This window comes from Paenibacillus sp. FSL W8-0194 (assembly GCF_037969745.1).
Lineage (GTDB): Bacteria > Bacillota > Bacilli > Paenibacillales > Paenibacillaceae > Paenibacillus_AQ > Paenibacillus_AQ cookii.
The window spans coordinates 2,020,041-2,034,704 of sequence record NZ_CP150205.1; the positions used below are offsets into that span (position 1 = coordinate 2,020,041).

Sequence of the window (14,664 nt, forward strand, 5' to 3'; positions counted from 1 at the left end):
GATGGGCATTTCCCGGAAAGCGGTTCAAGGACCGATCCGGTTCTACCGCAAATTCATTTCGCCGCTCAAGCCGCCGACCTGCAGGTTTTATCCGACCTGCTCGGCTTACGCCTTGGAAGCGATTGAAGTGCACGGGGCCTTAAAAGGCTCCTGGCTGGCGGCCAAACGGATCGCCAAATGCCAGCCGTTTCACCCCGGAGGACTGGATCCGGTCCCGCCGCGCAAGGAAAAAGGCGGCAAGCACGGGAGCAGCGCCGGACGCCTCACTTGACTTTGGCCGGTTCGGTTCAGTATATTAAGGAATATATGGCATTTCCGACGAACGGATGAGTAAGAAAATGTCCGCTTAGCTCAGAGAGCCGGGGGAGCTGCAAACCGGTCTAGGCGATTTTCCGAAGATGGTCCCGGAGGAACTGCTTTCGAGCGGAGCTGACGTTTACGTCCGGCTGCGTAAGGATGCGGCGTGTTCCAGCGTTAATGGATGGTCACCGGCGGCTGCCGGGAACCGATGGAGCCTGTCTTCCGGGAGGAAGCGGGGAAATTGGGTGGTAACACGTGAGAGAACTCTCGTCCCATAGCGGGGCGGGATTTTTTTGTTTTACGGGGATTTTGCCGAAATCCAAAAAGCAACTTTGCCAAATCCCGATTCAGGAAAATATCAGTATGTGGAGGATGACAAACCTATGTCCGAAAAAAAGACGTTTTATTTGACGACGCCGATCTATTACCCGAGCGACAAGCTGCATATCGGCCATGCCTACACGACGGTGGCCGGCGACGCCATGGTCCGTTACAAAAAGCTTCGCGGCTATGACGTGCGTTATTTGACGGGGACCGACGAGCACGGGCAAAAAATCGAACGCAAAGCAGCCGAAGCGGGCAAAACGCCGCAGCAGTTCGTCGACGATATCGTGGCGGGCATCAAGGAGCTGTGGAAAAAGCTCGACATCTCCAACGACGATTTTATCCGCACGACCGAACCGCGCCATACGAAAGTCGTGCAGGAAGTGTTTGAACGCCTGCTTGCGCAAGGCGACATCTACAAAGGCGAATACGAAGGCTGGTATTGCACGCCGGACGAGTCCTTTTTCCTGGAAAGACAGCTCGTGGACGGCAAATGTCCGGACTGCGGACGTCCCGTGGAGCGCGTAAAAGAGGAAAGCTACTTCTTCCGCATGAGCAAATACGTCGATCGCCTGCTTCAGTATTACGAAGAGCATCCGGATTTCATTCAGCCGGTTTCCCGCAAAAACGAAATGATCAACAATTTCATCAAGCCGGGTCTTGAAGATTTGGCCGTTTCCCGGACGACCTACGAATGGGGCGTCAAAGTCAAAAGCGATCCGAAGCATGTCGTTTACGTGTGGATCGATGCCCTGCTGAACTATATTACGGCGCTCGGCTACGGCTCGGAGGATACGTCGTTGTTCGATAAATATTGGCCTGCGGACGTCCATCTGATGAGCAAGGAGATCGTCCGTTTCCATACGATTTATTGGCCGATCATTTTGATGGCGCTGGATCTGCCGCTGCCGAAAAAAGTGTTTGCGCACGGCTGGCTTTTGATGAAGGACGGCAAAATGTCGAAATCCAAAGGCAACGTCGTGGACCCGGTAACGCTCATCGACCGCTACGGCCTGGACACGCTGCGTTATTATCTGCTTCGCGAAGTGCCGTTTGGCGCGGACGGAACCTTTACGCCCGAAAGTTTTGTGGAACGCGTCAATTCCGATTTGGCGAACGACCTCGGCAACCTGCTGAACCGTACCGTTGCGATGGTCGACAAATATTTCGACGGACGGGTGCCTGAGTACAAATCCGGCGTCACCGCATTCGACGGCGAGCTTGAAGATGCAGCAAAAGCCGTATATCAAAAGGTCGAAGAAGCCATGGAAAACATGGAGTTTAGCGTCGCTTTGACGGCGATCAGCCAGTTCATCAGCCGCAGCAACAAATACATCGACGAAACCCAGCCTTGGGCGCTCGCAAAAGACGAAAGCAAACGCGGCGAATTGGCTTCGGTCATGACGCATTTGGTGGAAAGCCTGCGCATAACCTCGATTCTGCTGCAGCCGTTCCTGACCCAGGCGCCGCGCAAAATTTGGGAGCAGCTGGGCATTCAAGCAGGCGAACTGACCGCGTGGGACAGCGGAAAAACATTCGGTTTGATTCCGGCCGGCACGCAGCTGGTCAAAGGCAACCCGATCTTCCCGCGGCTGGATGCGGAGCAGGAAGTCGCTTATATTAAGGAAGCGATGACCGGCGGCGCGCCTGCGGCAAGCGAAGCGGAAACGGCTAAAGCCGAAACGCCGGCCGCGGCGGAAGCGCCGGAGCTCAAAGAAGAGATCGGCATCGAGGACTTCGCCAAAGTCGAGCTGCGCGTCGCGCAGGTCATCGCCGCCGAACCGGTCAAAAAAGCCGACAAATTGCTGAAGCTCCAGCTCGACCTTGGCTTCGAACAACGCCAGGTCGTTTCCGGCATCGCCAAATTTTATAAGCCGGAAGAGCTGGTCGGACGGAAGGTCATCTGCGTGACGAACCTGAAGCCGGTCAAGCTGCGGGGCGAGCTGTCGCAAGGCATGATTTTGGCGGCCTCCCAAGGCGACCAACTGACCTTGGCCACCGTGCCTGACGGCATGCCGAACGGAGCCGTAGTCAAGTAATCGGACTTAACCGGTCTGAACAAGAGCATATGTAGGGAATAATAAGACGGAGTACCTTTGCAGCCATAAGGTATTCCGTCTTTTTTTCCCTAGGTGTTGACAAGTTTTCAAAGCCCATTCTATAATTTGTTAGTAAAAATTACGATTAAGGAAGGTTTTAGTCAGGTGAAAAAAACATGGAGGCTTAGAAGCGGGGCGGTCGGGCTGATCGTGCTGATCGTCATGCTGGCGGCAGGCTGCGGTCCGCAGAGCCAAGGGAAAATCGTTGAAGGCAAGGTCAATGTGGTGACTACCTTTTACCCGATATACGAATTTGCGAAAGCGATCGGCGGCGAAGACGCCAACGTCATCAATTTGCTGCCGGCGGGCGTCGAACCCCATGATTGGACGCCGCGAAGCCAGGACATCGTCAATACGTCGAAAGCGCAGCTGTTTTTTTATAACGGCGCCGGACTGGAAGGATGGGTTCCGCAGTTTTTGAAGGGGCTGAACCGGGACAGCCAGGTGAAGGCTTACGAGGTCAGCCGGGGCATCAAGCTGATCGAAGCAAACGAAGAGGATGAGCATGAACACGAGCATCAGGAAGGCGCAGGCCACAGCCATCAGCATCATGTCGATCCGCACACGTGGGTAAGCCCGAAATCGGCGCTGATCATGGCGGAAAACATGAAAAACAGTTATATTGAAGCCGATCCGGCCCACAAGGATGCTTATAACGAACGTTATTTGAATTTGAAGAAACGTCTTGAAGAACTGGATCGTGAATTCACCTCCCAACTCGGCAAGATGCCGCGCAAGGAGATCGTCGTGTCCCACGAGGCTTTCGGTTATCTGGCGCGGGATTACGGTTTGACGCAGCATGCCATTATGGGCCTTTCTCCCGATGCGGAGCCGCGTTCGCGGGATTTGCTGGAGCTGTCGAACCTCGTGAAGGAAGAAGGAATCCATTATATCTTTTTCGAAGAGCTCGTTTCCGATAAACTAGCCAAAACGCTGGCTTCCGAAACGGGGGCGGAAGTGCTCGTGCTGAACCCGGTCGAAGGTTTGACCGAAGATCAGCTGAAGCGCGGCGACGATTATTTTTCGCTCATGCGCAATAATTTGGCGAATCTGATTTTGGCGCTGCAGGAATAGGAGATTCCGGCAGCGATTCCTATGAGAAAGGTGGAGATCCACTATGTTTACGCCGAACCTCGAAGATTGCCATCAGCCCGTGGTGGAACTGGAGCATGTTTCTTTTTCCTACCGGGGCCAGCAGGTCATCTCCGATTTAAGTTTTTCAGCCAAAGAACGGGATTTCGTCGGCATTATCGGGTCCAACGGCGCGGGCAAATCGACGCTGCTCCGGATGATCGTCGGGCTTTTGCCTGCGGGGGACGGGCAGATCCGGCTGTTCGGCCAACCGATCCGCAAGTTCAAGGACTGGGAGCGGATCGGTTACGTTCCGCAAAAAAACGCGTTTAATCCTTTATTTCCGGCCACGGTACGCGAGGTCGTGATGTCGGGCTTGTACAATAACAAAACGCTGTTTAGAAGAGTCGGCAAAAGCCAGCAGCAAAAATGCGACGACGCGATGGAGGTCATGGGCATCGAATCGATCGCCGGCAAAAAGATCGGGGAGCTGTCGGGAGGCCAGCAGCAGCGCGCCTTTCTGGCGAGGGCGATGATCAATCGTCCGGATTTGCTTATTTTGGACGAGCCTACCGTAGGCATCGACGCCAAAACCCAGGCTGATTTTTTCGAGCTCGTCACGCATATGCATCAGCATCACCACATGACGTTCCTGATGGTTTCGCATGATATGGGGATGGTCGAAAGTTACCTGGGCCAACAGCCCAAACAGCAGAACGGCAGCATCAATTTTTACGTCCGGCATTCCCATGATATTCAAAATTGCGAGGTTCCGGATTTGCAGCATTCGTTGTCTTGACCCGGAGCCGAAAGCAATTTGCGAGAAGGAGTCGTTTGAATGGTTATCGATATTTTGCTTAGTGATTTTTTTCAGCGGGCGCTTGCCGGGGGGATCTTGATCGGCATTACCGCTCCTCTGATCGGGATATTTTTGGTGCTGCGCAGGTTGTCCATGATCGGCGATACGCTTGCGCACGTCACGATTGCCGGGGTGGCGCTCGGTTTTTTGATCGAGGTGTACCCGCTTGGCGCGGGCCTTGTCTTTGCGGTTGTCGCTTCGTTTGCGATCGAAAAGCTCCGGAAAGCTTATAAAAGCTACGCCGAGCTGTCCATTGCCATCATCATGTCCGGCGGCGTTGCGCTGGCTTCTTTGTTTTTTACGCTCGGTATGGGTTACAATACAGATGTGATGAGTTATTTGTTCGGAAGCATTTATACCTTGGATACGCAGGATTTGTACGTGGTCGGAGCCGTTACGGTGGTTGTGGTCGCGGTTGTCGCCTTGTTTTTCAAAGAGTTTTTCCTGCTCAGCTTCGAGGAGGACGCCGCAAGCGTCAATGGGCTGCCGGTGCGTTTGCTTAATATGTTGATCACGGTTTTGACCGCGCTCGTCATCAGCACGGCCATCAAAATCGTCGGGGCGCTGCTCGTGTCGGCTTTGCTGACGATACCGGTCGCCATCAGCCTGCTGATCGCGCGCAGCTTCAAATCCTCCGTCATCTTATCCGTGGTCATTTCCGAAATCGCCGTCATTATCGGGCTCGTCATCGCCGGCATTTGGAATTTGGCGCCTGGGGCCACCATCGTGCTCCTGCTGATTCTGCTTCTTGTGTTAACCATGGCCGGCAAAAAAGGACTTTCGGTTTAACATAGATTAGGGGGTACGGCCTTGTCGAACTTGAATATCGGTATCGCGTTTTTGGCGGGACTGGCTTCTTTCATTTCTCCTTGCTGTTTGCCGCTATATCCGTCCTATTTGTCTTATATTACGGGCATGTCGGTGCAGCAGCTTAAAACGGAGCAAAACAAGAGGGAAGTCCGGTTCCGGACGATGACGCATACGCTCGCATTTATTTTGGGTTTTTCAGTAGTGTTTTACACCCTTGGGGTGAGCGCAGGTTTTTTAGGCAGCTTTTTTTACAACAATCGTGATCTGATCCGCCAGCTTTCCGCCATTTTGATCATTTTAATGGGACTTTTCCTTATCGGTATCTTTCAACCGAAGTTTCTGATGAGGGACTATAAAATGGATCTGAAATTCAAGCCTGCCGGATACATAGGTTCCTTTATTTTCGGCATCGGGTTTTCAGCCGGATGGTCGCCTTGCGTCGGACCGATTTTAACTGCAATTATTGGGCTTGCCGCAACTCAGCCAGGTTCGTGGTTTTCGCTGATTACGGCTTATTCGCTCGGGTTTGCGATCCCGTTTTTCGTGCTTGCGTTTTTTATCGGGTCGACCCGCTGGATCGTAAAATATTCCGGCATCATGATGAAAATCGGCGGCGCGTTGATGCTGCTGATGGGCGTGCTGCTGTTTACGAACCAGATGACCAAAATTACGATTTGGCTGCAGGCGATCACGCCGGAATGGATGAAATTCTAGCCGAACCACCGTTCGAAGCGGAGGGAAAAACAATACGCTCTGTGCCGAAACCGGAGCAGGGCGTTTTTGCCGTTCCTTCGGGCAATCGGTCATCAACAGCGCCTGCGGTCAAACGCTTCAGAAGCTTCCTGCAGCCGTTTTTCTAGACGTCATACCCAAACGGTCGGGGCAATGGCGAAATCAGGCGTTAAAGCGGCTCTCGCGCCTTTCAGGCCTTGCAACGGGGGAGGTTCTCGTTTCTCTCCTCCATTTCAGGCTTTGGATTCCTCCATTTTGTATCATGTGGACGTAGACACGCACAGGCGCTTGGCCCTCGGCGTAATTTGAAAAGGGGATGGCAGCGCCCGATGATTGCTGGAACGATTCGATTCATTTTAGGGCTTTTGGAATAGTTCGGTGCATCCGGCTAAAAATAAACAAGGTCCAGGCAACGAACGGCTTGACTTGCGCAGCGTTTTGGCGGCTTCGTGTTCGCCTCGGTTCCCTCCGGCATTCCGGTCCGGGACGTCGCCCGGTTTACGAGGCGTGAAGCGGTTTCGGGGCCGCCATGGGGAAGCGGCGTTCCCCGGCGGGACTTGCCAAGTGATCTTGGAAACATGTATCATTACAAGAGCAGGTATTTAGTGTCATGCTTAAAAAGAGAAGAGAGGGAAGAAGATGCCAACGCCCAGCATGGAGGATTATTTGGAGCGCATCTACAAGCTGATTGACGAAAAAGGATATGCTCGCGTTTCGGACATTGCCGAAGGCCTGGAGGTTCATCCTTCATCCGTAACCAAAATGATTCAAAAACTGGATAAAGACGAGTATCTGATCTACGAAAAATACCGGGGACTCGTGTTGACCAGCAAAGGCAAAAAAATGGGAAAACGCCTGGTTGACCGCCATAAACTCTTGGAAGAGTTTTTGACCATGATCGGCGTGTCCGATGAGCATATCTACACCGACGTGGAAGGGATCGAGCATCATTTGAGCTGGGATTCCATTACGCACATCGAAACGCTTGTAGAATATTTCCGCCGGGATGAGCAGCGTCTTCAGGAATTGCGGAACATTCATAACGAACTAGTGGGCGATTCGTAAAAAAGGCATCTGTCCCTTCTTAAAGAGACGGATGCCTCTTCGTTTTTGGAAGAAGCCCATACAGCACAAGGCAGACGCCGGCCTTTTCCGGCGCGGTGCTCTATGCCTGCAAATCTATTATTTGTGGAGGATTCGTAGAATGAGGTTTTGGAAGTTTCAACGATGGATGGTTCTGGCACTTGTATTGATCCTGATGTTACCCGTCGCCAACGTTCAAGCAAAATCCTCGAAGCCGCCGATCACGATCACATTGGACGGCAACCCCGTCGCCAGCGACGTAGCGCCTTACATCATACCGAAAGTGTACGTGACGATGGTTCCGCTCGGGGTCATCAGCGAAGGTTTGGGAGCAAACGTCAATTGGGAGCAGACCACGAAAACGGTCACGATCAACCAAAACGGTTCGTCGATGTCGCTCACAAACGGCAAAAAAACGGCACAGGTCAACGGCGCCGACGTTGCGCTCGATGCTTCCGTCCAAATCAAAAACGGCAGAATCATGGTGCCGCTGCGTTTTATCGGCGAAAACCTGGGACTGCAGGTGTTATGGAACCAAACGGCGCAAAACATCGCCTTGATTTCGGGCGCATACATACCTGATCCGGCCGTTCCCGGCAATGGAGGCGGGCAGCAGGCGAAGGATCTGCGCGGGGCATGGATCTCGACCGTGACCAATCTCGATTGGCCGACTGCGAAATCCTATGGAAAAATAGATCAGCAAAAGCAGGAGTTCACCGCGATGCTGGACAAACTGCAAGCGATAGGCATCAACGCCGTATTCGTTCAGGTTCGTCCTGCAGGCGACGCACTGTACCCATCGGACCTGGTGCCATGGTCCAAATATTTGACGGGAACGCAAGGCACAGACCCCGGCTACGATCCGCTGGGTTTCATGATTGAAGAAGCGCATAAACGCGGCATGCAGTTCCATGCCTGGTTCAACCCGTTCCGGGCGAGCATGGACTCCGCCACAAGCAAGCTGGCGGCCAATCATGTGGCGATCGAGCATCCCGACTGGATCGTGAAATCGAACAATCAGCTGATCATCGATCCCGGCCTTCCGGAAGCCCGGCAGCATGTCATCGACGTCATCATGGAAGTCGTCAATAAATACGACATCGACGGCGTTCACCTCGACGACTATTTCTATCCGACAAGCGGAACGTTTAATGACGATGCCGCATTTGCCGCGTACAACACGGCAGGCCTTTCGAAAGCGGACTGGCGGCGCGGCAATATCAACGATTTCGTCGAGCGGCTCGGCCAATCGATCCATGCGGCGAAACCTGCGGTTTCCTTCGGGATCAGCCCGTTCGGCGTGTGGCGCAATAAAGCGAAGGATTCGACCGGTTCGGATACGAATGCAGGCATCACCGCATATGACTCCTATTACGCCGACGTCAGAACCTGGATTCAAAACCGCTGGATCGATTATGTAGCTCCGCAAATCTATTGGAGCATGTCGTTCAAAAACGCCCAATACGACAAGCTCGTCGACTGGTGGTCCCATGAGGTGGCGGGCACCGGGGTTGACCTGTACGTCGGCCATGCCGCCTATAAGCTGGGCACTTCGGAAGCCGGCTGGCAGAGCGCCCAGGAGATCATCAATCAGTTGAAATACAATGCGCAGCACGACGAAGTCAAAGGCAGCATCTTTTTCAGGGCAGCCAACCTTATTAACAACCCGCTCGGACTCGTTCCGGCATTGACCGCGTTTTATCAGCAATAATATCGTTCATATGAAGTCATGAATCGACCCCCGTTCTCATACATTATGTTGAATAGATGAGGACGGGGGTTTTTCCTATGCTCATTAATGCGGTATTTGAGGGCGGAGGCGTCAAAGGAATATCGCTTGCGGGGGCCGTCAAAGCGGCGGAGGACGCGGGAGTGGTTTTTAACCGGGTGGCGGGGACCTCTTCGGGATCCATCGTGGCGGCCCTGCTTGCCGCCGGGTTTACTGCGGGCGAAATGAGCGAAATCATCAAAACGACCCCCTTCCAATCCTTCCTCCACCGCGCCCCTATTTTCAACGCCAAAATCATCGGTCCGGCTGTGCGCCTCCTGCTGAAAAAAGGGCTTTATTCCGGAGAAGCACTCGAATATTGGATTCATCACATATTAAGATCGAAAGGGATTCGCACGTTTTCGGATCTGCCTGCAGGCAAGCTGATGATCATCGCCTCGGATATCACGAACGGCAAAATTTTGGTCCTCCCCGGCGATCTGGCGAAGCTTGGCATCGATCCGGCCGCGTTCGAAGTGTCCAAAGCGATCCGGATGAGCACCAGCATTCCGTATTTTTTTGATCCGGTCATTTTGCGGATGTGCGGAAAAGCCGCCCGCGGCAAAGCATTTAAGGACCAGTTCGTATATGTCGTCGACGGCGGGCTGCTCAGCAACCTTCCGCTGTGGCTGTTCGACGATTCCGCGGAAAACCCCGGGCAGCCTCCGATCCAAACGATCGGTTTTCAAATGGTGGGGCGCAGCTCGGGCAGGCCGCATATGATCCGGGGACCCATCAGCATGCTGACGGCCATGTTCGAAACGATGTTGTCCGCGCATGACGAGCGGTATATCGAGCAGGTGAACCGTTTTCGGACGATCAAAATTCCGACCCTGGGCGTAGGTACGACGCAGTTCCACATCACGCCGGAGGAAACGATGGAGCTGTACGAATCGGGAGTGCAGGCGGGAACGAAATTTTTTGCAAGGTTCAAGGGATCGGGATCATAAAGCGGCAGAGCCGGGAGCAATCAACAGGGCTGAGAGAGGCATTTAGGGACCTGCCTAAAAATAAAAGGCGTTCATCTTCCTGGGGGAGGATGAGCGCCTTTTGTTTGCAGTTTCGCGGATGCTCCGTCGGATAACGGAGGGAGTCAATGATATTTGGGCTGCTGGTCATCGTTTTTGCCTTTGGAGCCTTCAATGACCTGAAAAGGATAATGCTTTCGTTTGCCATTCGATTGGGAACGTTTTGCCGCGGCCACCTTTTCCATCGTTCGGGCGGAAGGTTTGACCTTCGGTTTTTTGCGGTAACGGGCAGGGGGAAACTTATACAGCAAAAATACGACGCCTATTACGCACAACGGAACGAGAATGTTGCCGAGGCCGGAGCCACCGGAAAAAACGATATTGACAATCCCGAGTACGGCCAAACCGATGGCGATCCAAAAAATCAGAGCATGCCTTTTCATTTTATCCTCATCCTTTCAGGGGATCCAAGACTCCTGTTCTGACAGGCTGGTTCGTTTCAGGCGCTTTTTCCATCTGCGCGTCCAGCTCGAGCATCCGTTTGAAGGACGCGATGGAAACTTCGACTTGATCGTCCTTCGGCTCTTTGGTCGTCAACAGCTGCAGCCACAGGCCGGGGTATCCCAGGTACCGGAGCACCGGCACGTCCCGCAGCGCGTTGGTCAATTTCAAAAATTCAAAAGAGACGGCAATGACGACGGGGAGCAGAATGATCCGCTGCAGCACGCGCTGGGTCATGTTATCCCACGGCACGAGGGAATAAATCAGCACGCCCAGGACGATGGTGAGCATCATGAAGCTGCTTCCGCACCGGTAATGAAGGCGGCTGTGCTTTTGCACGTTTGCCACGGTCAGCTCTTCGCCGGCTTCGTACGTCGTGATCACTTTGTGCTCCGCGCCGTGGTATTGAAACAGCCTTTTGATGACGGGAGTTTGGGAAATTCCCCAAAGATAAGCGAGCAGGAGCAGCAGTTTGATGACTCCTTCTATGAGATTATGCAATATATAGTTCTCGAACATCGCCCCGAACAAAAATTTTTCCAAAAAGACGGGGAGCAGCGTCAGCACCAGCTTGCCGACCACGAAGGAGAGCACGCCCACGGCGGAAACGCCGATAATCATGCCGAGGCTCCATTTGGATTCTTCCTTTTGCTTCAGCTTTTCGCGTTCTTCGGGTTCGAGCGTATCGTCCGCAAAAGCATCCGCCGAATAGTTCAAATGTTTCGTCCCTTTGGCGCTCGAATCTATAATGCTTACGATACCGCGCAAGAGCGGAATTTTGCGCAGCTTCCGGATCCAATCCTTGTCCTGCTTGGGTACTTCCAAAAACGTAATCTCTTGATTTTTCCGACGCACGGCTGTCACATTGACATATTTGCCGCCAAACATCACGCCTTCAATGACAGCTTGGCCGCCGTAGCTGACGGGTTTCGATTGTTGCGACAACCAGTTCACCTTCCCTGGATAGATGGATTCAGGATTTTCATTGCATCCCGTGATTGGCTTCCGACTTCCAAAGCGGGATTCCGCACGAAAGCCGGGGTTGATTATTACCATTGTATCGAATTTCAGGTCCGATTTCTAGTTGGTTTAGGCTCGAGGGAAATGAACCATACTAAGGAAAACAAAAGGAGACAGACGAAGATGGCATCTTATGTTGCACCGTTTCGCCAAAAGTCGCAGGAAGGCCCGACCAACCCGCTTAGGTTTGGGCTCGAACTCGGATGTTTTGCGGGATTCATCTGGGGCGCGATCCATTGGCTGTTTTATACGCTGAACTTTACGAAGGTGATTCCGGGATTTCTGGGGGAACCGTTTTTTCACCACGGGTTCCTGAAAAGCGGCGCGGGACAGCTTGCCGGCTGGCTGATGTTTATCGTTCTCTCGGTGATCGCTTCCGTCATATACGTGCTGTTATTCCGCAAACTCAAAGGGCCGTGGCCCGGGATCATCTACGGGATCGTCTGGTGGTGCGTCATTTTTGCCGCCGCCGGGCCGCCGCTACATATGACGAAGCCGCTGAACCAGCTCGGCTGGAATTCCATCGTCAGCGAATTTTGCCTTTTTTTGCTGTGGGGACTGTTCATCGGTTATACGATCGCATTCGAATTTACGGATGAACGCATGCGGGAACCGAAGCGGGCAAAGGCTTGAAGCAACCAAAAAAACTTCTCAAGTAGACATTCCCTATGTTAAAATAGCAGATGGTTATTTGACAGTAAGGGTGGGAATACCATTTTGAGAACCATTTGGGTGATCAACGGACCGAATTTGAACCTGCTGGGGCTTCGGGAGCCCGGCGTATACGGATCCCAAAGCCTTCAATCGATTGAGGAAGGCCTGAGCCGAAAAGCCGAAGCGCTCGGCGTGACGCTCAGCTTTTACCAATCCAATCATGAAGGCGGCATCATCGACCGGATCCACGGAGCCTTGGGGAAAGCCGACGGGATCGTCCTGAATCCGGGGGCGCTGACCCATTACAGCTACGCCGTCCGCGACGCCATCAGCTCTGTCCGGATCCCGACGGTGGAAGTGCATTTGTCGAACATCCACGCCCGGGAGGAATTCCGCCATACATCGGTCATTGCTCCGGTGGCTGTCGGGCAAATCGCCGGATTCGGGGCTGTCAGCTACGAGCTGGGATTGATAGCCTTGCTTCGCCACTTGGAGGGCCAGGGACAATAAGCCGCTTTCCTTTTCCATGGACGAAGCTCGCGAGAGAGAGGAGACGAACGAATGAGCAAAGATCGTGTGCTTAAATTGCGTGAAGCGATGCAGCAAAAAAATGTGGAGGCACTTTTCGTTACGAGTGCGATCAACCGGCGTTATTTGACCGGATTTACGGGCTCCTCGGGCTATTGTTTGATTACGATGAACGATGCTTACCTGCTGACCGACTTCCGTTACATGACGCAGGCGTCCGAACAAACGAAAGATTTCCGGGTCGTCGAACACGGGCAGCGGGTGATGGATACCGTGAAGGAACTGCTGGCTGCCGCAAACGTCGGCAAGCTTGCGTTTGAACAGGATGACGTCACGTTCGCCGCCTACAGCGTTTATGCCGAACAGCTTAAACCTGCGGAGCTGGTGCCGGTTTCCGGCCTGGTCGAGCAGCTTCGCATCATCAAGGATGCCGAAGAGCTGAAGGTGATGCAGCGGGCCGCGGATCTTGCGGACGCGACGTTCAAACACATTTTGGAATTTATCAAACCGGGCATGACCGAACGCGAAGTCGATCTGGAGATGGAATTTTTCATGCGCAAAAACGGCGCGACCAGCTCTTCGTTCGATACGATCGTCGCTTCGGGAGAACGCTCCGCGATGCCGCACGGCGTGGCCAGCGAGCGCGTGATCGCGGGGAACGAGCTGATTACGTTCGATTTCGGCGCGCTGCTGGACGGATATTGCTCCGACTTGACCCGCACGATCGCGATCGGCAAACCGGATCCGAAGCTGAAGGAAATTTACGATATCGTGCTGGAAGCCCAATTGCATGCGGTTGCGAACATCAAGCCGGGCATGACCGGGCGGGAAGCCGACGCGCTGGCGCGCGACATCATCGCGAAATACGGCTACGGCGACCAATTCGGCCACAGCACGGGCCACGGACTCGGCATGGAAGTGCATGAGAATCCGCGACTGTCCAAGCTGAGCGACGATATCCTGAAGCCGGGCATGGTCGTGACCGTCGAACCGGGCATCTACATACCGGGCCTTGGCGGCGTGCGCATTGAAGACGATATTGTGATCACGGAAACGGGAAATGCTGTCTTGACGCATTCGCCGAAAGAATATACCGTATTACCGGCGTGATTGAAGCAATATATACTTAATTTTAGGAGGCATTTTTGTGATTTCAGTAAACGACTTTAAAACAGGACTAACGGTAGAAGTGGATGGCGATATTTTTACCGTTCTTGATTTCCAACACGTAAAACCAGGCAAAGGCGCGGCGTTCGTCCGCTCCAAACTGAAAAACCTGCGCAACGGCAACACGGTTGAGCGCACGTTCCGTGCGGGAGAAACCATCGGGCGCGCCATCATCGAAAACCGCGGCGTTTCCTACCTGTATGCCAGCGGCCAAGAGCATACGTTCATGGACAACGAGACTTACGACCAATTCACCCTGAACAGCGATCAGCTGGAGTGGGAACTGAACTTCCTGAAAGAAAACATGAACGTGAACATTGTCAGCTACCAGGGTGAAATTCTCGGAATTAACCTTCCGACCAGCGTTGAGCTCAAGGTCGTTGAAACCGAGCCGGGCATCAAAGGCAACACGGCTACCGGCGCGACCAAGAACGCGAAGCTTGAAACAGGTCTTAACGTGCAAGTACCGCTCTTCATCAACGAAGGCGACGTGCTTCTGATCGATACCCGCGAAGGCAAATACATTTCCCGCGCGTAACGTTTCGGCAGGAACAAAGAAGCGGTTTATTAACGGATTCCCCTCACGAACGGTGAGGGGGATTTTTATATGCGCAGCCGCCGCAAAAAAAGTCTACCTACCCGATGAACTTTCGTATTATACTATGTTAAAGCGTAAAAAGACATTTGCATCAATCCATCTCGGTTTTCATGGGCTGTTTGGGCCGATGACGCAATGGATTGGCTTAAATCGGGATTTTCGCAACTTTCGATCTCAATCGG

At 53.3% G+C, this 14,664-nt stretch carries 15 protein-coding genes; 13 read left to right on the forward strand and 2 right to left on the reverse strand.

Annotated elements, in window-relative coordinates; translation table 11 throughout:
• Window position 1 precedes the first annotated feature (1 nt).
• From yidD to MKY58_RS08850, 9 genes are all read left to right on the forward strand, one after another.
• Window positions 2-271: a membrane protein insertion efficiency factor YidD gene (gene yidD, locus MKY58_RS08810; RefSeq protein ID WP_339324234.1), complete on the forward strand. Its 270-nt coding sequence runs from the start codon at window positions 2-4 to the stop codon at window positions 269-271.
• A gap of 412 nt (window positions 272-683) precedes the next feature.
• On the forward strand, window positions 684-2,663 hold the full coding sequence (gene metG / locus MKY58_RS08815) for a methionine--tRNA ligase (RefSeq protein WP_339324235.1): 1,980 nt from the start codon (window positions 684-686) through the stop codon (window positions 2,661-2,663).
• 222 nt (window positions 2,664-2,885) lie between these two features.
• On the forward strand, window positions 2,886-3,797 hold the full coding sequence (locus tag MKY58_RS08820; protein ID WP_339325092.1) for a metal ABC transporter substrate-binding protein: 912 nt from the start codon (window positions 2,886-2,888) through the stop codon (window positions 3,795-3,797).
• A 43-nt stretch (window positions 3,798-3,840) separates the two neighbouring features.
• On the forward strand, window positions 3,841-4,593 hold the full coding sequence (locus tag MKY58_RS08825; protein ID WP_339324236.1) for a metal ABC transporter ATP-binding protein: 753 nt from the start codon (window positions 3,841-3,843) through the stop codon (window positions 4,591-4,593).
• A 45-nt stretch (window positions 4,594-4,638) separates the two neighbouring features.
• Window positions 4,639-5,442: a metal ABC transporter permease gene (locus tag MKY58_RS08830; RefSeq protein ID WP_339325093.1), complete on the forward strand. Its 804-nt coding sequence runs from the start codon at window positions 4,639-4,641 to the stop codon at window positions 5,440-5,442.
• A 21-nt stretch (window positions 5,443-5,463) separates the two neighbouring features.
• Complete coding sequence (locus MKY58_RS08835; protein ID WP_212946951.1) at window positions 5,464-6,177, forward strand: cytochrome c biogenesis CcdA family protein; 714 nt, start codon at window positions 5,464-5,466, stop codon at window positions 6,175-6,177.
• 657 nt (window positions 6,178-6,834) lie between these two features.
• Window positions 6,835-7,260 (forward strand): transcriptional regulator MntR, encoded by a 426-nt coding sequence (gene mntR / locus MKY58_RS08840; protein ID WP_036714291.1) that lies wholly within the window; start codon window positions 6,835-6,837, stop codon window positions 7,258-7,260.
• Between the two features lie 139 nt (window positions 7,261-7,399).
• On the forward strand, window positions 7,400-8,989 hold the full coding sequence (locus tag MKY58_RS08845) for a family 10 glycosylhydrolase (RefSeq protein ID WP_339324237.1): 1,590 nt from the start codon (window positions 7,400-7,402) through the stop codon (window positions 8,987-8,989).
• Between the two features lie 77 nt (window positions 8,990-9,066).
• The gene (locus MKY58_RS08850; RefSeq protein ID WP_339324238.1) at window positions 9,067-9,996 is read left to right on the forward strand and encodes a patatin-like phospholipase family protein; all 930 of its coding nucleotides are present in this window, start codon (window positions 9,067-9,069) and stop codon (window positions 9,994-9,996) included.
• Between the two features lie 143 nt (window positions 9,997-10,139).
• On the opposite strand, the gene MKY58_RS08855 is transcribed toward MKY58_RS08850, so the two are convergent.
• The gene (locus MKY58_RS08855) at window positions 10,140-10,457 is read right to left on the reverse strand and encodes a hypothetical protein (RefSeq protein ID WP_212946945.1); all 318 of its coding nucleotides are present in this window, start codon (window positions 10,455-10,457) and stop codon (window positions 10,140-10,142) included.
• Window positions 10,458-10,464: 7 nt separating this feature from the next.
• The gene (locus MKY58_RS08860; protein ID WP_036714294.1) at window positions 10,465-11,460 is read right to left on the reverse strand and encodes a DUF1385 domain-containing protein; all 996 of its coding nucleotides are present in this window, start codon (window positions 11,458-11,460) and stop codon (window positions 10,465-10,467) included.
• Between the two features lie 198 nt (window positions 11,461-11,658).
• Here MKY58_RS08860 and MKY58_RS08865 point away from each other — a divergent pair, with 198 nt between their 5' ends.
• From MKY58_RS08865 to efp, 4 genes are all read left to right on the forward strand, one after another.
• A complete protein-coding gene (locus tag MKY58_RS08865) occupies window positions 11,659-12,168 on the forward strand; it encodes a YqhR family membrane protein (RefSeq protein WP_339324239.1) in 510 nt (169 codons plus the stop codon).
• A gap of 84 nt (window positions 12,169-12,252) precedes the next feature.
• Window positions 12,253-12,699: a type II 3-dehydroquinate dehydratase gene (aroQ, locus tag MKY58_RS08870; protein ID WP_339324240.1), complete on the forward strand. Its 447-nt coding sequence runs from the start codon at window positions 12,253-12,255 to the stop codon at window positions 12,697-12,699.
• A 51-nt stretch (window positions 12,700-12,750) separates the two neighbouring features.
• Window positions 12,751-13,827, forward strand: a complete 1,077-nt coding sequence (locus MKY58_RS08875; protein WP_339324241.1) for a Xaa-Pro peptidase family protein — start codon at window positions 12,751-12,753, stop codon at window positions 13,825-13,827.
• A 37-nt stretch (window positions 13,828-13,864) separates the two neighbouring features.
• Window positions 13,865-14,422: an elongation factor P gene (efp, locus tag MKY58_RS08880; protein WP_160041042.1), complete on the forward strand. Its 558-nt coding sequence runs from the start codon at window positions 13,865-13,867 to the stop codon at window positions 14,420-14,422.
• Window positions 14,423-14,664: the final 242 nt, after the last annotated feature.